This is a genomic window from Sporosarcina sp. FSL K6-5500 (assembly GCF_038005665.1).
Lineage (GTDB): Bacteria > Bacillota > Bacilli > Bacillales_A > Planococcaceae > Sporosarcina > Sporosarcina psychrophila.
In genome coordinates, this window is record NZ_JBBOTP010000001.1 from 3,785,657 (window position 1) to 3,811,959 (window position 26,303).

General features: G+C 37.0%; 18 protein-coding genes. 17 read left to right on the plus strand and 1 reads right to left on the minus strand.

The genetic code is table 11. From position 1 onward, the window contains the following. Window positions 1-214 precede the first annotated feature (214 nt). The 17 genes from MKX62_RS18035 to MKX62_RS18115 all read left to right on the plus strand — a co-directional run bounded on the left by MKX62_RS18035 (window position 215) and on the right by MKX62_RS18115 (window position 23,964). Window positions 215-1,375 (plus strand): ROK family transcriptional regulator, encoded by a 1,161-nt coding sequence (locus tag MKX62_RS18035; RefSeq protein ID WP_340742009.1) that lies wholly within the window; start codon window positions 215-217, stop codon window positions 1,373-1,375. 596 nt (window positions 1,376-1,971) lie between these two features. Continuing rightward, window positions 1,972-3,669: a peptide ABC transporter substrate-binding protein gene (locus MKX62_RS18040; protein WP_340742010.1), complete on the plus strand. Its 1,698-nt coding sequence runs from the start codon at window positions 1,972-1,974 to the stop codon at window positions 3,667-3,669. A 399-nt stretch (window positions 3,670-4,068) separates the two neighbouring features. Then, window positions 4,069-4,968 carry an ROK family protein gene (locus tag MKX62_RS18045; RefSeq protein WP_340742601.1) on the plus strand — a complete coding sequence of 300 codons (900 nt, stop codon included), beginning with the start codon at window positions 4,069-4,071 and terminating at the stop codon, window positions 4,966-4,968. 20 nt (window positions 4,969-4,988) lie between these two features. Then, window positions 4,989-6,272 (plus strand): Gfo/Idh/MocA family protein, encoded by a 1,284-nt coding sequence (locus tag MKX62_RS18050; protein WP_340742011.1) that lies wholly within the window; start codon window positions 4,989-4,991, stop codon window positions 6,270-6,272. Window positions 6,273-6,586: 314 nt separating this feature from the next. Then, a complete protein-coding gene (locus MKX62_RS18055) occupies window positions 6,587-7,579 on the plus strand; it encodes a LacI family DNA-binding transcriptional regulator (protein WP_340742012.1) in 993 nt (330 codons plus the stop codon). A 36-nt stretch (window positions 7,580-7,615) separates the two neighbouring features. Next, window positions 7,616-8,791, plus strand: coding sequence for an SIS domain-containing protein (locus MKX62_RS18060; protein ID WP_340742013.1), 1,176 nt, complete (start codon window positions 7,616-7,618; stop codon window positions 8,789-8,791). Window positions 8,792-8,848: 57 nt separating this feature from the next. Further along, window positions 8,849-9,706, plus strand: coding sequence for a tagatose-bisphosphate aldolase subunit GatY (gene gatY, locus MKX62_RS18065; protein ID WP_340742014.1), 858 nt, complete (start codon window positions 8,849-8,851; stop codon window positions 9,704-9,706). An 87-nt stretch (window positions 9,707-9,793) separates the two neighbouring features. Further along, entirely contained in the window at window positions 9,794-10,732 is a 939-nt protein-coding gene (locus MKX62_RS18070) for a hexose kinase (protein ID WP_340742015.1), read from the plus strand. Window positions 10,733-10,807: 75 nt separating this feature from the next. Beyond that, window positions 10,808-12,001 (plus strand): N-acetylglucosamine-6-phosphate deacetylase, encoded by a 1,194-nt coding sequence (nagA, locus tag MKX62_RS18075; RefSeq protein WP_340742016.1) that lies wholly within the window; start codon window positions 10,808-10,810, stop codon window positions 11,999-12,001. 12 nt (window positions 12,002-12,013) lie between these two features. Then, a complete protein-coding gene (locus MKX62_RS18080; protein ID WP_445683557.1) occupies window positions 12,014-13,753 on the plus strand; it encodes a phospho-sugar mutase in 1,740 nt (579 codons plus the stop codon). 383 nt (window positions 13,754-14,136) lie between these two features. Continuing rightward, window positions 14,137-16,509 (plus strand): glycoside hydrolase family 65 protein, encoded by a 2,373-nt coding sequence (locus MKX62_RS18085; RefSeq protein ID WP_340742018.1) that lies wholly within the window; start codon window positions 14,137-14,139, stop codon window positions 16,507-16,509. 150 nt (window positions 16,510-16,659) lie between these two features. Then, window positions 16,660-17,925: a sugar ABC transporter substrate-binding protein gene (locus tag MKX62_RS18090; RefSeq protein ID WP_340742019.1), complete on the plus strand. Its 1,266-nt coding sequence runs from the start codon at window positions 16,660-16,662 to the stop codon at window positions 17,923-17,925. 109 nt (window positions 17,926-18,034) lie between these two features. Further along, complete coding sequence (locus MKX62_RS18095; protein WP_340742020.1) at window positions 18,035-18,910, plus strand: carbohydrate ABC transporter permease; 876 nt, start codon at window positions 18,035-18,037, stop codon at window positions 18,908-18,910. Next, on the plus strand, window positions 18,910-19,746 hold the full coding sequence (locus MKX62_RS18100) for a carbohydrate ABC transporter permease (protein ID WP_340742021.1): 837 nt from the start codon (window positions 18,910-18,912) through the stop codon (window positions 19,744-19,746). Before MKX62_RS18095 ends, MKX62_RS18100 begins: the two co-directional genes overlap by 1 nt. Window positions 19,747-19,874: 128 nt before the next feature. Continuing rightward, window positions 19,875-20,894, plus strand: a complete 1,020-nt coding sequence (locus MKX62_RS18105) for a LacI family DNA-binding transcriptional regulator (RefSeq protein WP_340742022.1) — start codon at window positions 19,875-19,877, stop codon at window positions 20,892-20,894. Window positions 20,895-20,945: 51 nt separating this feature from the next. Continuing rightward, window positions 20,946-21,620 (plus strand): beta-phosphoglucomutase, encoded by a 675-nt coding sequence (pgmB, locus tag MKX62_RS18110; protein WP_340742023.1) that lies wholly within the window; start codon window positions 20,946-20,948, stop codon window positions 21,618-21,620. Between the two features lie 70 nt (window positions 21,621-21,690). Beyond that, complete coding sequence (locus MKX62_RS18115; protein ID WP_340742024.1) at window positions 21,691-23,964, plus strand: glycoside hydrolase family 65 protein; 2,274 nt, start codon at window positions 21,691-21,693, stop codon at window positions 23,962-23,964. A gap of 497 nt (window positions 23,965-24,461) precedes the next feature. On the opposite strand, the gene MKX62_RS18120 is transcribed toward MKX62_RS18115, so the two are convergent. Next, window positions 24,462-26,072 carry a glycoside hydrolase family 43 protein gene (locus MKX62_RS18120; protein ID WP_340742025.1) on the minus strand — a complete coding sequence of 537 codons (1,611 nt, stop codon included), beginning with the start codon at window positions 26,070-26,072 and terminating at the stop codon, window positions 24,462-24,464. Between the last annotated feature and the right edge of the window lie 231 nt (window positions 26,073-26,303).

Consider the following 26,303-nt stretch of genomic DNA (forward strand, 5'->3'; position numbering starts at 1 on the left):
GAGATAAGTGATAGTATTAATGCTAATGAGCGATTCGTGTAATGATAATAATGGTTAGCCTTTCGAGCATAAATTGAGAAGCTATTAAATATCAACTAGTTAAAGCGGTTTCCTGTCATGAAAAAACGATTTGATTGGTATTATAGATTAATGTGTTAGAAGTAAAATAGGGATGTTATTTATCTATAAATCTATAATAATAGGAGGCTTTAATATGCGGCAAGGCACATTCCAATGGATGAAATCAGTAAACAAGTCCATTATATTAAATAAAATAAGGACGGACGCACCCATCTCTAGAGCGCAAATTGCTAAAGAGACTAAATTAACGCCGCCTACGGTTAGTAGTAATGTGAAAGAGTTGATTGAGCAAGGGCTTGTAAAAGAAAGTAAGCTTGGTGAGTCTCAAGGTGGCCGTAAGCCAACGATGCTCTTAATCAATAACCAAGAATTATATGTAGTAGGAGTAGACGCGGGACCGGAAATGATAGAGTGTATCCTCACCGATTTGTCGGGAAAAATTTTGAATCGGACTTTAAGTAAGTTGACTACACCACTAACAAACAACCAATTTCTCATTATTTTAAAAGACTGTATTCACAATTGTATAAAAGACATACCCTCAACTAGTAAAAAAATTATTGGTATAGGTATAGCTATGCATGGAGTTGTGGACGTAGAAACTGGTACATCATTGTTTGCTCCTATTTTAAGTCTGACAAATGTTCCGATTAAAGAAGAATTGGAAAAAGAATTTGAACTAGAAGTTAAAGTAGAAAATGATGCACGCGCAATGGCGTTAGGCGAATCTTGGTTTGGAGATCACGGTGAATTAACGAGTATGTTAGTTGTGAATATTGGACGGGGTGTCGGCGCGGGTCTGATCATTGATGGGGATTTATACCACGGGGCACAAGATATTGCAGGTGAAGTGGGACATATGACTATCGATTTGAACGGAGAAATTTGTGAATGTGGTAATCGCGGTTGTTTGCAAACGTTCACAACGGGTCCCGCGATTGCTAGGCGAGCAATGAAGAGCATATCCCAAGAACTTATCACTGCAGAGGAAGTCTATGAATTAGCTATTAGGGGTAATGAAGAGTTTGTGACGTTATTAAAAGAAACTGGAAGAGTTATTGGGATAGGTTTAACAAATTTAATACATATCATTAATCCGCAAAAAATTGTACTTGGTGGTGGGGTAACAAAAGCAAAAGAATTTATTTTACCAGTCATACTAAAAACGATTGAAGAATGTGCATTGACACCACGGGCAAAGCAGACTGAAGTAACCATAACTAAACTGGGGGATGATGCAACACTTATAGGTGCTGTGTCTTTGCTTTTAGTTGACGTATTTGATCCGAATTGAATTTTTAACTAAACTAGGATAAAACGCATGGCTGTTAACTAGTGATTTTAATGAGAATAGGACAAGCCCAACATTTGATACGTTGTAAATCCGATGAGTATCTTGTACTCATATAATAATGTGTGAAGAAGTGTGTGCGAGTCCCTTATGTCCTTTGTGGCGTAGGGGATTTTTTGGTGAGAGAATTCGTATACTGATTTTTTTGTATTCTGTATAGACGGAATAATGAATGTATGTTATTGTTGAAAAAACATTAAGTAAACATTTTACTGATTGTTTTTACTTGAGTTTTATCTGGATGTGGAGGTTTAATTAATAAGTAGCTAAAAAGATTGTGTGGTGAGTGCTGATGGTGATGAACGTTCGAATTGAACACTATTAAAAATACATATATTTTCAGCTGTGGCAAGTGATACGGTAGTTACGGAAAAGATATGGGAAAATTCATTAAACGTATTGTTGGCCCTGAAAATCATTTCTCTATATTACCCTGTTCTAGTGCATTACGAGATTATAAAAAGGTGTTTTCAATTGTAAGAATAATTTTAAAACATTAATATACCAATTTTACAAACAGTTTAGAGGAGGTAACCAATATGAAGAAGAATAATTTTATGTGGCTTATTAGCTTGATACTTGTACTTAGTGTGTTTTTAGCGGCGTGCGGTGACAAAAAAGAAAGCGCTGACACTGCTGCTGGAGCTGGAAAAAGGACGACAGAAGAATCAGGTAAAGATGTGCCACAAGTTCTAAATTTGATTGAAGTAGCAGAAATTGCATCTGTTGACTCAGCAATTGCTGAAGACGCAGTAAGTACCAAGGTACTAAACAACGTAATAGAAGGACTTTATCGTGTGAATAAAGAAGGTTTACTAGCACCAGCTATGGCTGAGGCTGAACCTGAAATCAGTGAAGATGGAATGACGTATACGTTTAAAATCCGTGACGCACAATGGTCTAATGGAACACCTGTAACTGCGCATGACTTCGTATATGCTTGGCAACGCGCTATTGATCCTGATATGGCTTCACCTTACGGACCGTATTTGATGGCAGGCATGGTTAAAAATGCAACTGAAATTGGTGAAGGGAAAGCGAAAGTTACAGACCTTGGAATTAAGGCTGTGGACGATAAAACACTTGTCGTTGAACTTGAACGCCCGGTTGCCTACTTCCTATCTCTTACTTCTTTCGCAACATTTTTACCGCTTAACGAAGAATTCGTAACTGCCCAGGGCGATAAATATGCGACTAACTCTGATGCAATGATTTATAACGGTCCATTCTCATTGTCAGAGTGGGACGGTACTGGTAACTGGAAATACGCCAAAAACGACACATATTGGGAAGCTGATAGTGTAAAGCTTGATGAAATCATTGTTGATGTCATTAAAGAAACGTCAACAGCTGTAAAATTATATGAAAGCGGCGAGAAAGATCGTGTGAAACTGAGTGCTGAGTATGCAATGCAATATGCTGATGATCCCAATCTTATTAGTGAGGTTGAAACGGCTGTATACTTCTTCAAAATGAACCAACTGCGTGATGGTAAACCAACGCCACTTGCGAATGCTGACATTCGTAAAGCAATTGCAAGAGCGTTCAATAAAGAGGAGCTTGCAGATGCAGTCTTGGCGAATGGAGCTAAAGCCGCTAACTTCCTAGTTGCAAATGACTTTGTGCTCGATGAAAACGGTAAAGACTTCCGTGATTACAGTGAAGACTTCACTGTTTACGATGTTAAAGAAGCACAAGCATTTTGGAAAAAAGGGCTAAAAGCACTTGGAACAGACAAACTAACAATTGAACTTCTTGGCGGAGACACAGAAGATTCTAAGAAACAACAAGAATGGTTCAAATCGGAACTTGAAAGAAACCTACCAGGTTTGAAAATCAAACTGAAAGAAGTTCCTTCAGCAGTGCGTCTGGAACTTGATGACAATAGTGATTATGACATCGAGGCATCAGCATGGGGTCCTGACTTCCAGGATCCAATCTCATTTATGGAGTTGTTTGTAACAGGAAGCCCACATAACAAAATGGGTTACTCAAATCCAGCTTATGACGAACTTATTGAATCTACAAAAACAACTTATGCAAATGATCCAATCAAACGTTTTGAAGTGTTTGCGGAAGCTGAAAAAATCCTCCTGGAAGATGATGCAGCTATCGCGCCGACGTATCAACGCGGAGGAATGTTTCTTAGGAACCCAGCTGTAAAAGGGATTGCCATCAATCCATTCGGTAGCGATTTTAGCTATAAATGGATGTATATCGAAGCGGCTGGGAAGTAAAGAGTGTAAGTTGGAAGCTTAGAAGTTTTCTGGCAGAAAAGAAAGTATAGGGCTTGTGTGGGGAAGACAATCAGCTGAAAGGGCGGAAAAGTCTTCCCTATTCAACCCTGTGTAATTGTAATTGAAGAAGTGTCTTAGTGCTAGATGACCGTTAGAGTGTAGCTCATTACGGGAGATGAGAATTTATTACTGATATTCTGCATAGACGTAATAATAAGTGTGTGGTAATATTGAAAAAACATTAGTAATAGTTTTACTAAACTAGTTTACCGGGATTTTAAAAAGTAGATATATAAGTAGAATCTATGAGTACGTGTATAGACTGAACAAAGGCATACATAAAGCGCCAAAGCGGATTGGAAGGAATTCTTTATTTCAAGAGATTGTGTGGTGAATAATGTGACATATGCGCTGGGTGTTGATATTGGTGGTACAAAAATTGCGACCGTGATAATTGATCAAAATGGTGAAATATATAAACGTTCAGAAGTATCGAGTGATCCGTCAGATAAAGAAAAGATGTTTGAACAGGTGATTAAAAGTATTGAAATGGTACTAGATGATTCAAAAATAAGTATTAGTGACATCAAGGGTATGGGTGTTGGTGTACCTGGAAAAGTAGATCGTGAGAATGGGATAGCGGTTTTTCAAAACAATTTACCTTGGAGGGACTTTCCAATTGTAAGTCGATTACAAGATTACTTTTCGTTTAAAAATATTGTAATCGATAACGATGTATATATGGCTGCTTTTGCAGAATGGAAAGTATCAAACACGAATAAGCAGGATACATTTGTATATTTAACAATTAGTACAGGAATCTCCTGTGCAATTATTCATCAAGGCTCGTTTATGCGTGGGAATGGTTTTGCAGGTGAAATTGGTTTATTTCCAGTATTGGCAGGAGCATCATTAAATGGAATTGAAAACTTGGAAAAGTCAGCCTCAGGTCCTGCAATAAAAAAACTTGCGGAACAGCGATTTAACAATCCTGATCTTACAACAAGCGAATTTTTCTCGAAGTATGAAGATAATGATGAAGTTGCAAAAACGTTACTGAATGAAGTGGTCGGATCTTTAGCGCATGGTATTTATTCAATTATATGTTTGTTAGATCCACACTGGATTGTCCTTGGTGGAGGAGTTGTTAATAAAAACCCATTTTTGTTAGAGTTGATAAAAGAGTCTTTGAAACAATATTTAATCCCTGAACAGCAACATAGCCTAGAACGCTTACATATAAGTAGATTAAAAGGTGATTCAGGAATTGTTGGTGCCGCTTTAAAGGGGATTGAATAGGTAAAGGGAGGAAAGAAGATTTGAAACACTATAAAGATGAGAAAACTTCAAAAAAAACAAAAGCGGTATTAATTGGTGCCGGCGATAGGGGAGCAAAAGCATACGCTCCTTATGCCAATGACTATCCACATGAATTAGAGTTTGTAGCAGTCGCGGAGTTAAATCCTGAGAGAAGAGAAGCATTTGCACAACAATACTCACTTTCGGAAGACCGGTGTTATGCCTCATGGGAAGAGATGCTAGAAGATGATATCGATGCGGATGTTGCTTTCATATGTACATTGGACAGGGAGCATTATGAACCAACAGTAAAAGCGATCAAAAAAGGGTACCATGTTTTACTAGAAAAACCGATGTCACCTGATCCCAAGGAATGTATTTCCATGGTGGAAATTGCAAAGGAACATGATAAACTGCTAACGATTTGCCATGTTCTTAGGTATACACCATTTTGGCAAAACATCAAAAGTGTTATTGATGAAGGAAAAATAGGGGACATTGTTTCCATTCAATTGAATGAAAACGTTGAAGTTATGCATATGTCACACAGTTTTGTTCGAGGGAATTGGAATAATAGTGATGTATCAAGCCCGATGATCTTGCAAAAATCATGTCATGATATGGATATCTTAATGTATTTGATGGACCAGAAATGTAAGCATGTCAGTTCGTTTGGGTCATTGATGCATTTTAAAGAATCAAATGCACCTGAAAATGGACCGTTGCGCTGTTTGGATGGATGCCCAATTGAAAACGATTGTGTTTTCCATGCTGGGAAATACTACTTAGGTGAAGGAAAAGGGTGGGCGAAAAAGTTCACTACTGATCATTCACGAGAAGGTATTATTCATGCGTTAAATACAACGCCTTATGGGAAATGTGTCTATCGTTCTGATAATAATGTTGTTGATCATCAAGTAGTCAATCTGGAATTTGAAAACGGGGCTACAGCTACATTTAGTATGTGTGGATTCACAAGAGAGCAAACGCGTATTGTGCAAATCATGGGTACAAAAGGTGAAATTAGAGGGAAAATGGATGAAAACTCAATCTCTGTTTTCGATTTTCTAACAAATAATGAAACAGTTACGAAGTTGAATGAACCCAAGAGTGGCCATGGAGGCGGTGATGAAGCAATCGTCAGGGACTTCTTACATGAAGCAAGAAACTACGGTGGAAATGAAAGTAGATCATCTGCCGCTGTATCACTTGAAAGTCACCTTTTGGCATTTGGTGCTGAAGCTTCAAGGCGACAAAATGGTAAAGTCATTCATATCGCTAATTTTGCTAATGAGGTCCTTTAATTTGAACTCTGGTATATACGTTAAACAAATGAATACCTATATTAGTTGACCTTAGCGTGGAAGGCATCCCCTAGCGTCGAAGTGGATTCAATTGGAATTTTTATTTCAACATCTATAGTTATGGCAATGCCGGGAAATATCTACCTATATTATGGAACGAGGCCCATAAAAGTCTCGCTAATAGACACACATAAACTAGGCTAAATCATAGGACAGTTGCTAATCTGTTCTATGACTATAAATACTGTATGATGTATATATTGTAGGTAATCTACTAAATACGGTAATTATAGAAATGGAAAAGGTGATTGAGAGTGGCAACGATTAAAGATATAGCAGAAAAAGCGGGTGTCTCTTCTGCAACAGTTTCTCGGGTGCTTAATTATGATGCAAGCTTATCGGTAGCAGATGAAACGAAGAAGAAGATATTTGAAGTAGCAGAAGAATTATCATACCGAAAAACTTCGTCAAAGAGGTATGTCGATCAAAAGGTCGCTGTTGTGCATTGGTATACGGAAAAAGAAGAATTAAATGACCTTTATTATTTATCAATAAGGCTTGGAATCGAAAAACGATGTAAAGAAATTGGTATGAAGCCAGAAGTATATTTTTTCAATAATATTAAAGATATAAAGGCTGCTGAAATAGAGGGGATTATTGCTGTTGGTAAATTTAGCGAACAACAAGTTAAGGAATTAACAACTATTAATCCAATGGTTGTCTTTGTCGATTACAGTCCTAATGAAGATAAATATGATTCAATTGTCATTGATTTTGAAAAAGCTACAAAGAAAATAATCGATTTTTTCCTTTCCACTGATCATCGTAAAATAGGATTTATTGGCGGGAGAGAATTACTGAAAGGCCAGACCGAACCTATAGAAGATTTAAGGGAAAAGACGTATAAATCCTATATGTGGGAAAATGGACTGTTTGATGAACGATTTGTCTATGTGGGCTCATTTTCAGTTGAAGATGGCTACAACTTAATGAAACAAGCTATAGAAGACTTAGGCGAAAACTTACCGACTGCCTTTTTTATGAGTAGTGATGTTATGGCCATTGGTAGTTTAAGAGCACTTCATGAGGCTAATATAACAATCCCAGACCGGGTCAGTATTATTGGGATAAATGACATGACAGTTTCGAAATATATGTATCCATCATTAAGTACGATTAGAGTATATACGGAAGTTATGGGTGAAACAGCTGTAGATACATTATTAGAACGACTAGAAGGCAGAAAAATAGCGAAGAAAATACTTGTTTCGACCAAACTTATTATTCGCGATAGTGTGAAAAAGTAAGGGAAGTATTCATTGAAGAAGTGGAGGATGTTAAAAATGTTTAATCTAACTTCAGGCCAAATTAAGAAAAGCAATGCGGTACATACGTCAAGGGAAATACATCAACAGCCAGTTGTATGGAAGGAACTGGTTACAGATTTAGTAGAGCAGCAAGAAACATTTAAAGGATTTCTTACATCCATTTACAAAAAACATGATACTGTTCGAGTTATTTTAACTGGTGCCGGTACATCTGCATTTGTTGGCGACACTTTAGTTCCAGAATTAGCACGACAAAATCAACAAAACGTCCAATTTGAATCAATCCCAACAACTGATATTGTCTCCAATCCAACAGAATACTTATTTAAAGAGATACCAACAATCTTGGTGTCATTTGCACGGTCCGGTAATAGCCCGGAAAGTGTTGCGACTGTTACATTAGGGCAAGAGATTGTTACTGACTTTTATCAAGTTGTTATTACATGTAATAAGGATGGACAATTAGCGAAAAATATTCAAGGCGATGACAAAAGTATTACGCTGTTAATGCCTGAAAAAGCAAATGATCAATCATTAGCAATGACAAGTAGTTTCACGAGTATGACCATTGCTGCTTATGTGTTGTTTACTGAGGATGTCTTTACGAAAGACGTAGCAACACAAGTTATTACTAGTGCGGAACAGTTAATTGAAAGACTAGGGAACACTGTTGATGAAGTATTGGGATTTGATTTTGAACGAATTGCATATTTAGGTTCAGGTTTACTTGCTCAACTGTCACATGAAGCAGCTTTAAAAATGCTTGAACTCTCCGGTGGACAAGTTGTTGCAATCCACGAATCATCACTCGGATTCCGTCATGGTCCGAAATCAATTTTGAATGACAAATCAGCAGTCGTTTTATTCATGTCACAAGATCCCTATACAAGAAAATACGATCTGGATATTTTACGGGAATTAGCGGCAGCAAAATCTGGCATGAAAATTGTAGCACTTACTGAAACGAAGGATGAAGAAGTTGAAAAACTAGCTGACTGGGTTATTTCAGTAAATACTGGCACAGAATCACTTTCAAGCGACTTCCATCTTGCATTATTGTATATCATTTTCGCCCAAGCTCTAGCATTGAAAAAATCAATTCAATTAGGAATCACACCAGACAATCCGAGTCCGGATGGAGCGATTAGCCGTGTCGTTAAAGGTGTTACTATTTACGACTATAAAAAATAAGTTATCCAGTTATCAAATCGATTCAATTCATTAATGGAATAACTAGGGGGAAAAGTGATGGGATACGTACAAAACACGAAAGAAATGCTCATTAAAGCTAGAAAAGAAGGGTATGCTGTTCCTGCTTTTAATATTCATAATCTAGAAACAATCCAAGTGGTCATTGAGGCAGCAGTTGAATTAAGATCGCCCGTCATCCTAGCGGCGACTCCTGGAACGATGGCTTATGGTGGTCGTGAATATATTCAAGCAATTGCTGAAGTAGCAGCAAAGAGCAATGATATACCAATTGCATTGCACTTAGATCATCATGAAACAGTTGAATCGATTGTAGAATCGCTTGAGTTAGGTGTAAAAGCGGTCATGGTGGATGGATCACATGGTACTTTTGAAGAAAATATTGCTCTCTCTAAAAAAGTAGTAGATGAAGCTCACAAATATGGTGCGACTGTCGAAGCTGAACTAGGGAAATTAGTTGGGCAAGAAGATGATATTATTGTTGAAGCAGCAGATGCAGCGTATACAGATCCAGATACTGTACAAGAATTTATTGAGAGAACAGGTATTGACTCACTCGCTGTTGCGATTGGCACAGGTCACGGTCTTTATGAGACTAAACCGAATCTTGACTTTGATCGTCTAGAAAAGATAAAAAAATTAGTAGAAATTCCAATTGTGCTTCATGGTGCTTCGGGAATTTCACAAGAGGATGTTCGAACATGTATTTCACTTGGTTGCGCAAAAGTAAATATTTCGACGGAGCTAAAGATCCCGTTCTCTGAAGCATTGCGCACGTATTTAATAGAAAATCCAAATGAAACAGATACAAGAAAGTATATGAAACCAGCTAAAGACGCTATGAGGAACGCAGTTAAAGAGAAAATAATCATGTGCATGAGTGACGGAAAAGCATGACGATGTGGAGTGAGAGAATATTCTCACTCCATTTGAGTATACAGGGGTAAACTTTGTAATGTATTATTGAGGATGGAGTGGTATACGATGATATTAACGATTACATTAAATCCAGCAGTAGATATTAGTTATAAGCTTGATAACTTATTGCTTGATACGGTAAACAGGGTCGAAGATGTATCTAAAACTGCGGGCGGAAAAGGGTTGAATGTAGCACGGGTATTGCAACAACTAGGCGAAGATGTCGCTGCATCGGGCTTTTTAGGTGGTAGCTTAGGAGATTTCATTCGTACGCAACTTGCGGTAATTGGAATTCAAGATTTTTTTGTTCCGATAGATGGTGAAACGCGCAATTGCATAGCTGTAATCCATGAAGGAAAACAGACGGAGATATTAGAAACTGGCCCAGTAATATCAGTAGGTGAAGCGGCACTTTTTTTAGATAAATTTACTGAATATGCAGAACAGGTTGAGATTGTAACACTATCTGGAAGTCTGCCAAAAGGCTTGCCGACGGATTTTTATGTTGAATTAGTGAAGATTTGCAACCAATATGATACCCAGGTTTTACTAGATTCAAATGGGGCTATATTAACAGCACTAGTAGCAAGTGAACATAAGCCTTATTTAATTAAACCGAATGAGGAAGAACTTGCAGATTTACTTGGTCAAACGTCTCTTGATGAAACACAAATTATGGAAGCGCTAGAATCAACGCTATTTACAGATATCCCTTGGGTTGTTGTCACGCTAGGCGCGGATGGCGCAATTGTGAAAAATAACAAGACCCTTTACAGAGCAAAGGCGCCTAAGGTTAAGGCGGTTAATCCTGTAGGTTCTGGTGATTCCGTTATTGCGGGGTTTGCTGCGGGAATAGCCCGTGGTTTAGAAGATGCAGCCTTAATCAAATATGGACTATCAATTGGTGTTCTAAATGCGCTGGAAGAAAAAACGGGTCACATTAATGCAGAAAAAGTAGAGTGGGCTGTTGAGCAGATGTTGGTCGATAGAATCGAAAGAGGATAAGTGTGATTGTGCATAATTGAATGAGTGTCGATTTATATTGCAATACTAGACTGAACCTATGGAAGGAAGTTATTCTTGGGAAACTTATATTTAATTAATGCTACACTAGTTTTGGAAGATAGTGTATTGTACGAAGGGTTTATACATATTAAAGAAGAAAAAATCGAGTCTATTGGTGTAATGGGAGATTGCCCCTCTTTGGCTACGGCGGATCGAGTAATCGATTGTAAAGGGAAACAATATGTGATTCCAGGTATGATTGATATTCACGTTCATGGCGCGGCAGGGTTTGACTTTATGGATAGTAAACAGGAAGCTTTTGAAGGAATTGCGCTGGCTCTAGCAAAAGAGGGGACGACCTCATTCCTGGCAACAACCATAACGAATCCAGTCTCTTATACTAGTGAAACGCTAAAAAGTCTTGGGAGATATCGAGTAGAAAGCAATGATCCGGGAACCGCGGAAATGCTAGGTATTCATTTAGAAGGCCCTTTTATTAATAAAACACAAAAAGGGGCCCAACCAGAAAATGCTATTATTACGCCGGATGCTAATTTATTTAAAGAATGGCAGGAATTATCTGGATGTTCTATTAAAATCATCACATATGCGCCGGAGTTGGACAACGATTTTGAACTTCTAACTGAACTTAACAAAACCAATGTGATTCCATCGATGGGTCATACAAATGCATCCTATGATGAATCAGTTCATGCCATATCACACGGTGTTAGCCATGCAACGCATTTGTTTAATGGCATGAAAGGAATGCACCATCGTGATCCTGGAGTTGTTGGAGCAGTTCTTTTACAGGACGATATCCATGTTGAAATTATTCCAGATGGCATTCATTTTCATCCGGATTTAATGAAACTCATTGTGAAAATGAAAGGGCTTGAAAAAGTACTAGTCATAACTGACGGGATGCGTGCGAAAGGGATGCCAGATGGGGAGTATGATTTGGGCGGCCAGGAAGTGACTGTGCGCGACGACAAATGTTTATTAACGTCGACTGGTTCTTTGGCTGGAAGCATAGTGACGATGAATAGCGCTAGATTGAACCTCGCCAAGTGGCTAGAGTTGTCTATCCATGAACAACTGCAAATCACCTCAATAAACCAAGCGAATCGTTTAGGGCTATCAGGACGAAAAGGATCATTAATGACTGGTAAAGATGCTGATGTTGTTGTTCTAGGGCAAGAAGGTTCAGTCGAGTTGACAATTTGTAGGGGTTCTGTAGCATATGAACGTAGTGGTGCATTCAAATGACTTTGGGAGGTTATTCATGTGGCGTGGCAAGATGGAGCAGCAAAATGGTTTAATTATGGTGATTTAGAAGTTGCACTAAAGCAACAACTTCTGGTTGAAAAAAACAATAAAGAATTACTGGAAGATTGTTTTTATAAAAATCTCTCATTCGGCACGGCCGGCTTGCGCGGAGAACTGGGGTTTGGTACGAATCGGATGAATATCTACACTGTTAGGAAAGCGGCACTTGGGCTTGCTTTATATATAAAAAGCTGCGGGGAGGTTGCAGAAAATAGGGGCGTCGTAATTGCTTATGATCCGAGGCATCAATCTGCGGAATTTGGTCTTGAAGTGGCGAAAGTCCTTGGGTTTAATGGCATTCGTTGTTATTTGTTTGATGAACTTCAATCTACTCCATTGTTATCCTTTGCAGTGCGGGAGTTGAATACGTTTTCGGGCATTGTCATTACAGCAAGCCATAATCCATCAGAATACAATGGACTGAAGGTATACGGAGAAGATGGTGGACAAGTAACTTTAGAAGCCGCAAATGCGATTACTGCTCATACGGAGAGTATTAATGATCTATTTTCGGTTGAGGTCGCGGAAGAGGCTATTCTCTTAAAAGAGGGATTGCTTACTTATTTGAATCATGAAATGAGCGACCGGTATGTATTGCATTTGAATGGAATACTTTTAGGCGGAGAGCCGGATAAAGGTCTATCGATTGTATATTCTCCACTTCACGGAGCAGGGGGCAAATTAGTTAGTAGAGGACTAGAGGTAGCAGGCTTCTCGGACGTAACCATAGTTAGTGAACAGGCAATTCCAGATCCGAATTTTACAACCGTTAAGTACCCAAATCCGGAGGAATCACAAGCCTTCGAAATGGCACTTACATATGGCTATAAAGTGAAAGCGGATCTACTCATAGCTACTGATCCAGATGCAGACCGAATGGGAGTTGCAGTACGGGATTTAGAAGGAGAATATGTTTTTTTAACAGGTAATCAGATTGGTGCATTACTATTAAATGCATTGTTGGAAGATAAGTCGGACCGCGATACAATGCCGAAAAATGGTGTTGTTTTAAAAACAATCGTCACATCAGAACTTGGTAGGGCGATTGCAGACAAGTATGGTGTTAAAACGATGGACGTCCTTACAGGGTTTAAATTTATAAGTGAAAAAATCTTAGAATTTGAAGAAACTGCAGAGTCAACTTTCTTATTTGGTTATGAGGAGAGCTATGGCTACCTGATTGGCGATTTCGTACGGGATAAAGACGCTGTCCAAGCATCGGTTTTAATTGCTGAAGTGGCCGCTCGTTATAAAGCAAAAGGCCAAACATTATTGGATGGACTACACGAACTGTATGAAGAGCACGGCTTTTATCAAGAAAGTTTGGAATCAATAACGCTAAGAGGGAAGACTGGAATGGCGAAAATTGATGAAATCGTGAATTATTTCCGGTCGACATCATTTGTAAAAGAGTTTACCAAACCCCTTTCAATCACTGAAGATTATTCATCTGGACATTTTGTTAACGTTGAAACGGGGGATCGGCGGCCACTCAATTTACCTATCGCGAATGCTCTTAAATTTATATTGTCTAATGGTGCATGGTTCGCCATCCGTCCATCTGGAACAGAACCGAAAATTAAGTTCTATTTTGGAGTGAAGGGCGCGACAAAAGTTGAAAGTGACGCGCTTTTATTGAAATTAAAAGAGGCAGTTATGACGGTAGTAGAGGGGTTAACTTCTGACTCGTAATGAGGAGGCAAGTAGAAACTGGGAATGTTGAAAAGGAAACTTTGAATTAGTAGATATAAAGTTGTTAGAACTTATGGGCAAGATTTCCTTGTCATAGGGGATAGCAACTTTTTTGAAGTCAATGAATCGATAGATATTCCTTTCGAACAGATTACTAGTAGACTAAAGGATCATAGAAATCAAAATAAATTGATTGACAATTTAGAATATCGGTTCTATAATTCGTTGTAAGCTCATATATTAGTTTTTAAACAAAATCTAAAACGATTTCGCAAATGGTCACATTGAGCATCTCAATCAAAGCGTATATTTTTTTAGTTTAAAACTAAAACGTTTTCGTGAATTAATGAAAGCGTATTCACTGAAGGGAGGACTTTCATTGTATGATGAATTATTCGCAAGGTAAAGGAGAACTCAAGAATTGGGTTGTTTCCGAAGTTGAGTTTTCTCCTGATACATTAGGGAAAAGTGAATCAATTATGTATCTTGGAAATGGATATATGGGATTGAGATCTACTACTGAAGAGCCATACATAAAAGACAAAAGAAATTTGCTTATAAGTGGAACATTTAATAGAGCTGAGGAAAATGAAGTTACGGAGTTACCAAATTTAGCGGATGTTACAAGGTTTGATATACGGATAGATGGTGAACGTTTTAGCCTTGAATTTGGAGAAACGAAGAATTACCAGCGACAATTAAATCTGAAAACGGCTGAGCTGACAAGGTATTTTGACTGGACTTCACCAAGAGGAAAAGAATTACGATTCCATTTTAGACGGTTTGTTTCACTGGATAACTTACATTTAATTGGGATGAAAATGATGGTTAAAAGTCTTACAGATCCAGTTCGAATTTCCCTTGATTCCGGTATTGATGCACAAATGAGCAATTCTGGATCACAACATTTTCTTGAAGGTGAACGAAGAATTTTTGATAAGCAATTCATTCAGTTAGTCCAAACAACTAATGAATCTAAAATTGATGTTGTAATTAACACAACTCATAAAATTACGGTTAATGATGAGGAAAGAATCAAAGTTCCTGAGATGAATATGGATCGTCGAAAAGTATGGTTGACTTATGATTTCAGTCTTCAGCCTACTGATAAACTGGAAATAGAAAAAATAACAACAGTGTTCACTAGCCGAGATAAGGAATTCGAAAAAGCTGAATACAATATACAACAACTTCGCGACCATTCATTACAAGATTTACAAGACAGCTCCGGAAAAGGATATGATACACTTTTTCAGTCACATTTGGAGACGTGGCAGAACAAGATATGGGAAGCATATAATTTCGAGATTAATAGCGATGATGACTTTGATCAACTTGCATTGCGTTTTTCGCTTTACCATTTAACCATTATGACACCAGCACACGATGACAGAATGGGAATCGCAGCAAAAGCGTTAAGTGGAGAAGGGTATAAAGGACATTCGTTTTGGGATACAGAATTATTCATTCTTCCATTTTTCATCTATTCTAATCCCAAAGTTGCAAAATCGCTATTAACCTATCGTTACCATGGTTTAGTAGGAGCAAGGAAAAAAGCTAGAGAAAATGGTTACCTTGGTGCGATGTATCCGTGGGAAGTAGCCTGGCCGACAGATGGAGAAGTAACGCCAGTTTGGGGAGATATTGATATCGTTACTGGAAATCAGACGAAAATTTGGTCAGGATTTATCGAACAGCACATTACTGCAGATATCGCCTTTGCTGTTTATCAATACTATAATGTTACAGCTGATCAGGGATTCATGGACCACTATGGTTATGAGATTATTTTTGATACAGCAACGTTTTGGGCAAGTCGGCTTGAGTGGAACGAGAAAAAACAAAAATATCATATCAATGATGTAATTGGTCCGGATGAGTACAAAGAACATGTAGATAACAATGCCTTTACGAATTATATGGCGTATTTCAATATGAAACTAGCAATCCGCTATTATGAAAAGTTAACAATGGAAAACCCGATGTGTTTAAAAGAACTAACCAAAAAGTTGAATTTGGATAAAGCATATCAACATTGGCAGGATAAAGCAGGAAAAATCTATTTACCAGAACCGCGCGAAGAAGATCTAGTAATACCGCAAGATGATACGTATTTACTGTTAAAAGAAATTGATCTCGCGAAATATAAAAATCAGGAGAAAGTTAGAGGTATCTATCGAGATTATAATTCGGAACAAATAAATAAATTGCAGGTTACGAAACAGGCGGACACATTAATCTTGTTTTACTTGTTAGAACAAACTTTTTTAAATGATGATGAACGCATTTCAGAAGCTGTTAAACGAGCAAATTTTAATTATTATGAACCGAAGACATTACATGATTCATCGCTAAGTTTGGCGACACACGCAATCGTAGCAAATGATATTGGTGACATTGATTTAGCCTATTCTTTATTTAAAAAATCTAGTGAAATCGACTTAGGACCACTGATGAATACATCAGATGATGGTGTTCATGCGGCTTCTATTGGTGGTATTTGGAAATCAGCAATCTTTGGTTTTGCTGGAATCAGGCTTGTCGATGGAAGACTGAGAATAAACCCAAGAATACCAAAACATTGGCATCATATGAAGTTTACGATTCATTGGCAGGCTCAGCCGGTTACTATTTCAATAACAAAATCTACCTTGTCAGTGAAGGTGGAAAACAAGGAGAGCATAACATTTGAGGTTTTTGGTGAAATTCATGAGTGTGATGATTTTATAGAAATACCATTTGGTTTAACAGAGTGAAATATCACTCGATGGAGGACCTGCATCCTCTGCATATAAAGCTAACTAATGCAGGATAACTAGTAAAGGGTGTATTAAATGTTGGTAGTTATAAAATGATTATTCATTTTATTTACTATAAAAATTCAAATGATAAGAGGGGGAAATTAAATGAAGCATCAAAAAAGAAAGATTGGTAGTCTATTGCTAATAGCTTTATTACTTCTTTTAACTGCATGTAGTAGTGGAAAAGAAGATGGTGAAAAATCGGAAGAAAGTACTAAAGAGCCTGAAAAATCAGCAGCTCAAAAAATCACGATTTTCCAAAGTAAGGTTGAAATATCTGATCAGTTGGAAGCACTGACAAAAGAATATACGAAAGAAACAGGCGTCGAAGTGGAAGTCTGGGGGACAACAGGTGATGATTACTTCCAACAACTACAAATTCGTCTGAACAGTAATCAAGGTCCGTCTATTTTTAGTCTTCAAAATGTGACAGAAGCTGAAAAACTAAAATCGTATGCTTACGATATGACTTCTGAAGGATATGTAAAACACATTGCTCCTGGAATGGAATTAGAAATTGATGATAAGATCGTTGGTGTTCCATATGGCGTCGAAGGATTTGGTATGGTTTACAACAAAGATTTAGTTAAACCTGAAGACGTTGCCGACTATGAATCTTTTGTACGTACATTAGAAAAGTTTAAAGCTGAAGATATTAATGGTTTTGGTCTTTCTAAAGAAGCTTATTTCTTAATTGGCCATATTGCAAACTATCCTTTCGCATTGCAAAACGATCATTACGAGTTCATCGATAAATTGACAGATGGTGGAGTTACGATGGCAGGCACGAAAGAATTCCAAGAGTTTGGGAAATTTATGGATGCTATTAAAACGAATACGGTAAGTCCATTGGATGTAACGTATGACAAAGAAGTAGGTGACTTTGCTGCTGGTAAATCTGCAATGATTCATCAAGGTAACTGGGCGTGGGGGATGCTGTCTGATTTCGATGTGGATTTTGAAGTAGGCATGTTACCGTTCCCATTAATGGGCAATGATAAATTGGCTGTTGGAGTCGGTAACAACTGGACGATTAATGGGGAAAAAGATGAGGCTGAAGTTAAAGCAGCAAATGACTTTTTGAACTGGATGTTTACAACTGAAACGGGTCATCAATACATTGTTGAGGAATTCGGATTTGTTCCAGCTTTGACAAATATCGATGCAGGCAATTTAGATCCACTATCTCAAGATGTATTAAAAGCTTCAAATAGTGGTCAAACAATACCTTGGGCACTAAATTATTTCCCAGCTAATATTATTCCGAATGATTTTGCGCCAGCTGCAGAAGAATTCTTCTTGTCAAAAGATATGACAGGTGATGAATTCATTCAAAAAATGGATGGAGCATGGAAAAACGCTGTGAAATAATATCACTATAACATCATAGTTATCATGAATAGGAAGATAGATTTTTATAATCTATCTTCCTTTATTAACTAGTTGAAAGATAGAAAAACTACTAGAAAGTGGTGGTTACATGCCAGGAAAAAATAATAAAGGGTGGTACATATTATTTACTGCTCCGCTATTGCTAATTTTTGTTACGGTAGTGATTATTCCTTTTTTAATAGGAATTTACTACTCCTTTTTCGAATGGGATGGGATTGCAGCAAACCCAAAAGTATTTGTAGGATTTGATAATTTCATCAAGTTATTTGGTGACACACGTTTTCTTGCATCTACATGGAAAACGACATTGTTTACATTTTTAGCAGTTATTTCAGTAAATGTGGTAGGACTAGCTTTTGCTTTACTGGTGACATCCAAACTCAGAATTGCAAATATGGCACGTACAATGGTATTTATGCCCTATTTGATCGGTGGACTAATACTAGGATACATTTGGCAATTTATCTTTTTGGATGTATTTACATTGATAGGTAAAGTGACTGGACTAGACAATGTATTTTTTAATTGGCTAATCGATATTGATTATGCATTATATGCCCTAGTTCTCGTTTTCACATGGCAAATGGCGGGATACATTATGATCATTTATATCGCGGGAATTCAAGGTATTCCCAATGACGTAGTCGAAGCATCTAAAATTGATGGTGCAAGTGGGTGGCAAAGACTTAGAAAAATCACTTTTCCTTTATTAATGCCAGCTTTTACAATCAGTTTATTTTTAACTCTTTCATCAGCATTTAAAATTTATGATGTAAACTTGTCCTTAACAGGTGGTGGCCCAGCTAATTCGACGGAAATGTTTGCGATGAATATTTATAATGAAATTTTTGGTTATGGTAATTATGGATTTGGTCAAGCGAAAGCAATTGTATTTTTCTTTGTTGTTGCTGCTATTACACTGACTCAAGTCTATATTACGAAGAAGCGGGAGGTAGAGATGTGATGGGAAAAATACGAGGAATTACAAAAGAAGTATTACTCTTATTGGCAGCACTTTTCTTCTTATCTCCCATTTACATAATCATTGTAAACTCATTTAAAGATCGCCGTGAACTTTATGAAAATGCACTTGCATTGCCTGGGAAATTCAGTTTTCAGTATTATCTAGAAGCTATGGAAAAGATGAATTTTTTGACTGCGCTGGGAAACTCATTATATATTACTATTTTCTCAGTTGTGATTATTGTTGTTTTATCTTCGATGACTGCATGGATGTTAGCTAGAACGGACAATAAGTTGAGCAAAATTATTTTCATGACTTTTATAGCAACGATGCTTATACCTTTCCAAACATTGATGATGCCTTTAATGCAACTCATGAGTACTATTACGAATACGTTACACATTCCAATGTTCAATACTCGTGAAGGTTTAATTTTTATGCATGTTGGATTTAGTTCAAGTATTTCTGTCTTTCTATATCATGGTTTTATTAAGTCTATTCCAATCACTCTGGAAGAAGCAGCTACGATTGATGGAGCTTCAAAGTTTGGGGTCTTTTGGAAAATCATTTTCCCGATGTTGAAACCGATTACTGTTACTGTGATGATCCTAAACGTTATTAATATTTGGAATGATTATCTATTACCGTCCCTAACACTTACTGACAAGGGGCTTCGAACAATACCACTATCAACTTTTTATTTCTTTGGCGAATTTACGATTAAGTGGAATTTAGCAATGGCGGGATTGATGTTGACAATCATTCCAGTTGTAATTTTCTATGTACTTGCACAAAAACATATTATTAAAGGCATTGGGGAAGGCGCAGTGAAATAAATTCGTTCTTGCAGTGGGAAAGAGAATGCAAGTTTTTTCGGGTTTTATGAGAGCATTATCGGGTTCGACTCTATAGATAATGCGATTGCCCGTTATTAATATTAACTAATTAAGGAAGTGATTCTAAAATGACTACAATAAAAGATGTTGCAAAAAAAGCAGGTGTATCCATTGGTGTCGTATCAAAAGCTTTCAATAATTATGTTGATATTAGTGAAAAAACACGACAAAGAATTTTCGCTATCGCAAAAGAATTGAATTATACACCTAATGTTGTAGCCAAAAATTTATCATCAAAAAAGCAAATGACTATTGGATTGATTTCATCTGGCGTTCTTAACAATAATGAAAAAGATAACAACGCATTCGATATATTCAAAGGAGTGTATACTGCTGTTGAAGAAAGTCAAAATGAATTGTCGATTTTTCTAATAGATTCATTGAAGCAGAAACAAAAAAGTTATGCTCAATATTGTCGGGAGCGAAATATTGGTGGTGCGATTTTACAGGGAATACGCACTGATGATCCATATTATAAAGAACTAATCGATACCAATATCCCCTGTGTGATTGTCGACATTATGACAGATATGAACAATGGATTGATTGGCAGTGTCTCTATTGACAACGCCAAAGCTAGTAGAGAGATTGCTGGTTACTTAATAGAACGCAATCATCGAGACATTGTTATCGTGGCGGGGACAAAAGAAACCGATGTAAATGCAGAGAGGATTAAAGGAGTTCAGGAAGCATTTAAAGAAAATGACTTGGTGATGTGTGATGAAGACGTGCTGTATGCTCAATTTTCCGAGCAGCAAGCGTATATTTTGGCGGAAAAGTATCTGCAAACTAAACAACCAACAGCGTTTCTTTGCTTTAGTGATTTGATGGCATTTGGTGTAATGAGGGCGGTAAAAGAAGCAGGATTAAGAATTCCTGAGGATATTTCTATTACTGGGTTTGATGATTTAGTACTTAGTGGCTATACCCAACCGAAACTTACTACAATTCGACAGGATTTCATTGAAATCGGAAGGCTTTCAGCGCAGTTGCTACAAAGTTTGATGGAAAACAAACTAGATAAGAAGCATATTTATGTCGACTATCAGTTACTCGAACGGGAAAGTGTCAAGGCGTTACGTAAGTAAAGAAGCTGCCAAATCCCGATATAATTACTTAAAAAGAAAGGGGAGTAAGACATGACACACTACCCAAAAGCTTTTATATTCGACCTTGATGGCGTTATCACAGATACAGCAGAGTTCCACTTTTTGGCGTGGCAAAAGCTTGCACAGGAACTTGGTGTATCGATGGATAGACAGTTTAATGAACAACTTAAAGGAATAAGTCGTATGGAATCTTTAGAGCGTATTTTGGAATTGACCCCCTCCTCGCGAAGCTTGTCTTATGAGGAGCGATTAAGACTGGCAAATCAAAAGAATGACCATTATTTGGAGTTTATAGACTTGATAAATCCAGATTATATATTGCCTGGCATTGAAAGTCTATTGAAGAAAATCAAAGCTCAGCATATTAAAATTGCGCTTGGCTCAGCTAGTAAAAATGCACTTAAGGTATTAGAGAAACTTTTATTGACAAATTATTTTGATTACGTTGTAGATGCTACAAAAGTAACGAAAGGAAAACCTAATCCTGAAACGTTTACAACAGCAGCGGACTTCTTGAATATTCCCTACTCTGAATGTATCGGTCTAGAAGATGCAGCCGTAGGTGTAGAGGCAATTAATAAAGCAAATATGTTTTCTGTTGGCGTTGGTGCATTAGAACATTTATCGCATGCAGACTATCTAGTAGGAAATACGTCTGAATTGATGTTTGAAGAAATTGTAAAACGATATAATGAGAAAATATAATTTAATCAAATTTGAATAAAGAAATTTAAATCTTCATACAAATATTAATTGACTAAGGAGTGATATATCAATGACGTGGAAATTAACGAAGTCAGAGTTAGATAATGAAAACTTACTGCTAAATGAAAGTCTTTTGTCCTTAGGCAATGGGTATCTAGGTGTGAGAGGGAATTTCGAGGAGGGCTATAAGGATACATATAAATCGATTCGAGGTACATATATAAATGCTTTTCATGATGAAACAGAAATAAATTATGGAGAGAAGTTGCATGGGTTTCCAGAAACACAGCAAAAGATCCTGAATGTCATTGATGGGCAATTTATACATATTTATTTGGATGACGAACTATTTTCTATGTTTGAAGGAGAAGTAATTAATGTCCAACGAAATCTGCATATGGATGCGGGTTTTGCCGAACGAATTGTACATTGGAGATCACCTAACGGAAAAGAAGTTAAAATCCATTTTAAACGACTCATTTCTTTTGTTAGAAGGGAATTATTTGCAGTAAATATTAATATAGAGCCTTTAAGCCATATTCAGCAACTGAAAATTGTTTCGACTGTTAATGGCGATGTCTCTAACTTTGTTGATAAAAATGACCCCCGGGTAGCTTCAGGTCATGCTAAAAGACTACATGTAACGGAAGTTCGAAAGGAAGAAGAATTCAGCATAGTAAAAAACAGTACCTATATTACTAAGCTTGAAGTGGCTTGTGTTACTTCTTCTGTGATTGAATCTGGAAAGTATATGTATGAAAGTAAAACCGCAGATAATTACGTAGAAGAGACTTACTCATGCGTTGGTGATGAAACAGTGCAATTTACAAAATACAATGTTTATACAGATACACTCAGACATGGAGAAACAGTTATTGAAAATGCAATTGCTATTCAACGGCAGCTTAAAGGATCTTCTTTTGAAGATCTTTTACTGGAGCAAAGAGAATATCTAGATAATTTCTGGAGTAAATCCGATGTGAAGATTGATGGTGATGCACTGCTTCAAGAAGGCATTCGTTTTAATCTCTTTCAACTTTTACAATCAGTCGGCAAAGATCCGGTAAGTAATATTGCAGCAAAAGGTTTATCTGGTGAAGGTTATGAAGGGCATTATTTCTGGGATACTGAAATCTATATGTTTCCGGTATTCTTAATGACGAGCCCTGAAATTGCGAAAAACTTATTACTTCATAGATACTCTATTTTAGGGAGTGCTAAGGAAAGAGCTATGGAGATGGGACATGAAAAAGGGGCTTTATTCCCTTGGAGAACGATTTCCGGTCCGGAAAGCTCGTCGTTTTTCCCTGCCGGAACTGCGCAGTATCATATAAGTGCAGATATCGCATATAGTTATATTCAATATTATTTAGTAACGAAGGACGAGGCATTTTTAAAAGAGTATATGGCAGAAGTCCTATTTGAAACTGCACGTTTATGGGGTGATGTTGGTCACATGAAAAATGGCTTATTTAGAATTGATAGTGTAACTGGTCCAGACGAATATACATGCGTTGTGAATAATAATTATTATACGAATGTCATGGCAAAACATAATTTACTGTGGGCTGCTAAAGTATATTATCTGTTAAAAGAAGAGGATGGTAATCATCTAAAACAATTAGCTGAAAGGTTAGAACTGACAGAATTAGAAGTAAGAAAATGGACTGAAGCAGGTGAAAAAATGTATCTGCCATACGATGAAACTTATAAAATCAATGCTCAGGACGATAGTTTTTTGCAAAAAGCGCGTTGGGATTTAGAGAATACTCCGAAAGATAAGTTCCCACTTTTATTGAATTATCATCCGTTAACACTTTATAGATATCAAGTTTGCAAACAAGCAGATACTGTCTTGGCTCATTTTCTGCTAGAAGATGAACAAGATTTCGAAACAATTAAAAGATCCTACGATTATTACGAACAAATCACCACTCATGATTCATCATTATCTTCCTGTGTATTTAGCATAATGGCTTCCAAACTAGGCTACGAAAAGAAAGCCTATGATTATTTTAATGAAACGGTTCGCCTAGATTTGGATAATACACATGGAAATACAAAAGATGGCCTTCATATGGCCAATATGGGTGGGACTTGGCTAGCAATCGTTTATGGATTTGCTGGTTTACGAGTGAAAGAAGGGGGGCTTTCATTAACACCCTCTCTTCCTAGTGAATGGGATTCACTCGGTTTTTATTTACAATATCTAGGCAGGCTACTAAAAATCCATATGGATAGAACTGAAGTAACTTATTTGGTAATAGAGGGAGAGGCGTTAACTATCTCACACAACGGAAAGTCTATTAATCTTGAAAATGGAAAAGAAGTGAAGGTCCAGTAACATGAAATATAGGGAATATTATATATATATTGATATGCGGAATATTGAATCCCATTGAATTTACTATGACATGGGGGATTTTCCCCCGACGCTAAGTCAAGGAGCTTCGGCGCAACTCTTAGGGCTTAAGCTACACCTTTTAAGCACCTTTACTTAGTTTATTTAGGTACCCAGTTATACAATATATAGATTTATAAAAACTTAATAATAATACGTTGTTATATAGTACTGATATTATATCCTAGATTCCAGGCTAATCGAAACCCAGTATTATCAAATGATTCAAGGAAAGGGCTTGTTATCCCAAAACATCGCAAAGCTTAATTTAATCGAAGGACAATGAGAAAATAGTTCATTCGTGCTTCATGTCATTGTGATGTAATAGTTTATATACTTCTGTTTGTGTTTACTCAATCAAAAAAGACATGTGATTCCTATTGGAACACATGTCTTTTTGGGGTGATATTTGCTTCCACTCAGTTTAAATACAGGAATATTTATATCCTTTCTTTATAAATAAAGTAATCGAAATCAGCGTGTCGATTCTGACCTGATGTATCTTGACACTGCATGCCGACAAATGCACCAGTAAAGAAGCCTCCACCTTTGATATAGTCATCAGAAAGCTTATGTGATGCAAGTTTGACAGGTATAACAGTCCAATTCACTCCGTCAAAGGAATAAGAATACTCGTAAAAATTGGTTTTTACATCAACTCTGAGGTGAACATATTCTATAGTATCTGGAATGACGATTTCTTTACCTTGAAGCGGTTGAGCAAATATAAAGTTATCGTAAGTGCTGAGTTCAAGGATTCTACCTTTCTCTTCGTGCCAGGAAATCTGAAGTGCTGTCCAGTTTTCTGTATTATAATAGTTGACTAGTCCTGCAGATTGCTGGAAAGAGTTTGGAGTGAAGTTCACTTTCGTTTCTGCAGTAAAGTTAAAATGTTGCCAACGTCTAGCTATAAAAGCCTGAGTGAACTTTGAAGTCAAGGATTCTTTTCCATATAGTCGCAGATGGCCAGGATTGTCTTTAAGTGAAACAATATCTTTGCCTAATGGGATACGCAGTGATTGAAAATGATTATTTAATTCATCAATATCAAAGTCATCTTTCTCATCATAATCATTCTTCCATTTTACTTCTACGATATCAGGTCCTTCAATTTCAAGGGACGGTCCGTTACCGCCAACCACATATGGCCAATCATTTTCCCATTCCATTCTTTGAATGGCAGTTTCCCGTCCAAGTGGGCAATATCCTCGATCATCCAACAATGGTTGGTTTTCTCTTGGTAAGGGCCTTCCTGTTAAGTGTACTAAAAACCATTCATCTGTATGTGTATGAACAATTGAAGCATGTCCAGACTTTTGAAGTGGATTTCTAGGATATGGCCATGATGTGATCAATGGATTCTCGGGATGCACTTCATATGGTCCCCAAAGATTTTTTGATCGTGCGATCGTGGCAGCATGATCATATTTTGTACCACCCTCTGCTGTTAATAAGTAGTAATAATCATTGATTTTATATATATGAGGGGCTTCAACTAATTTGATATCTGTCCCTTTAAAAATTATTTTAGATTCTCCAACTAGTTTTTGTTCCTTGACGTTATATTCTTGAAGAACTATACCATAAAAATTATGATGATCGATACGATGATCCCAGTACATGTTCGCTAGATACTTTCTACCGTCTTCGTCATGATACAATGATGGATCGAAGCCGGAGCTGTTTAAGTAAGTACGCTCAGACCATTCTCCATCAATAGTTTCACTGGTTACAAGGTAATTGTGGCAATCTTTCCATTGTCCTTCTGTTACCTTCACATCCGTATAGATTAGCCAAAACTTACCGTCACTATGTGAGAGTTGGGGGGCCCATACACCCCCTGAATTAGGATTTCCCATCATATTTAATTGGCTTAATCGATTAAGGGGCCTTGAAACTAATCTCCAATTATTTAAATCCTTGGAATGATATATACCCACACCAGGGAACCACTCAAAGGTAGAAACGGCAATATAATAATCTTCTCCTACGCGGCAAATGCTTGGATCTGGATTGAATCCAGGTAAAATTGGATTTCGAATGATTGTCATTTTAATTCACCCTTTACATAATTTTTATCTTTCACCAAATCTGAGCACCCTGAAAAATAGTGAATGCATGTAAGTGCTTACAAAATGGAGAAAGGTTAAATACAATTATAAAAATACTAATTAATGACCTATTGTTTATCAATAATCCGACAGTTATTGGCAGGGGAGTAATGGGATTAATAAATAAATGAAATCATTAATTAGCAATTTTCACAATACTATATTAGATAA

Excerpts from the sequence above, each read along its gene's own strand:
- pgmB (WP_340742023.1), top strand. The coding sequence starts at position 20,946 with ATGACACACTACCCAAAAGCTTTTATATTCGACCTTGATGGCGTTATC.
- MKX62_RS18070 (WP_340742015.1), top strand. The coding sequence starts at position 9,794 with ATGATATTAACGATTACATTAAATCCAGCAGTAGATATTAGTTATAAG.
- MKX62_RS18100 (WP_340742021.1), top strand. The coding sequence starts at position 18,910 with ATGGGAAAAATACGAGGAATTACAAAAGAAGTATTACTCTTATTGGCA.
- MKX62_RS18090 (WP_340742019.1), top strand. The coding sequence starts at position 16,660 with ATGAAGCATCAAAAAAGAAAGATTGGTAGTCTATTGCTAATAGCTTTA.
- MKX62_RS18060 (WP_340742013.1), top strand. The coding sequence starts at position 7,616 with ATGTTTAATCTAACTTCAGGCCAAATTAAGAAAAGCAATGCGGTACAT.
- MKX62_RS18115 (WP_340742024.1), top strand. The coding sequence starts at position 21,691 with ATGACGTGGAAATTAACGAAGTCAGAGTTAGATAATGAAAACTTACTG.
- MKX62_RS18085 (WP_340742018.1), top strand. The coding sequence starts at position 14,137 with ATGATGAATTATTCGCAAGGTAAAGGAGAACTCAAGAATTGGGTTGTT.
- MKX62_RS18095 (WP_340742020.1), top strand. The coding sequence starts at position 18,035 with ATGCCAGGAAAAAATAATAAAGGGTGGTACATATTATTTACTGCTCCG.
- MKX62_RS18035 (WP_340742009.1), top strand. The coding sequence starts at position 215 with ATGCGGCAAGGCACATTCCAATGGATGAAATCAGTAAACAAGTCCATT.
- MKX62_RS18105 (WP_340742022.1), top strand. The coding sequence starts at position 19,875 with ATGACTACAATAAAAGATGTTGCAAAAAAAGCAGGTGTATCCATTGGT.
- MKX62_RS18120 (WP_340742025.1), bottom strand. The coding sequence starts at position 26,072 with ATGACAATCATTCGAAATCCAATTTTACCTGGATTCAATCCAGATCCA.
- MKX62_RS18040 (WP_340742010.1), top strand. The coding sequence starts at position 1,972 with ATGAAGAAGAATAATTTTATGTGGCTTATTAGCTTGATACTTGTACTT.
- gatY (WP_340742014.1), top strand. The coding sequence starts at position 8,849 with ATGGGATACGTACAAAACACGAAAGAAATGCTCATTAAAGCTAGAAAA.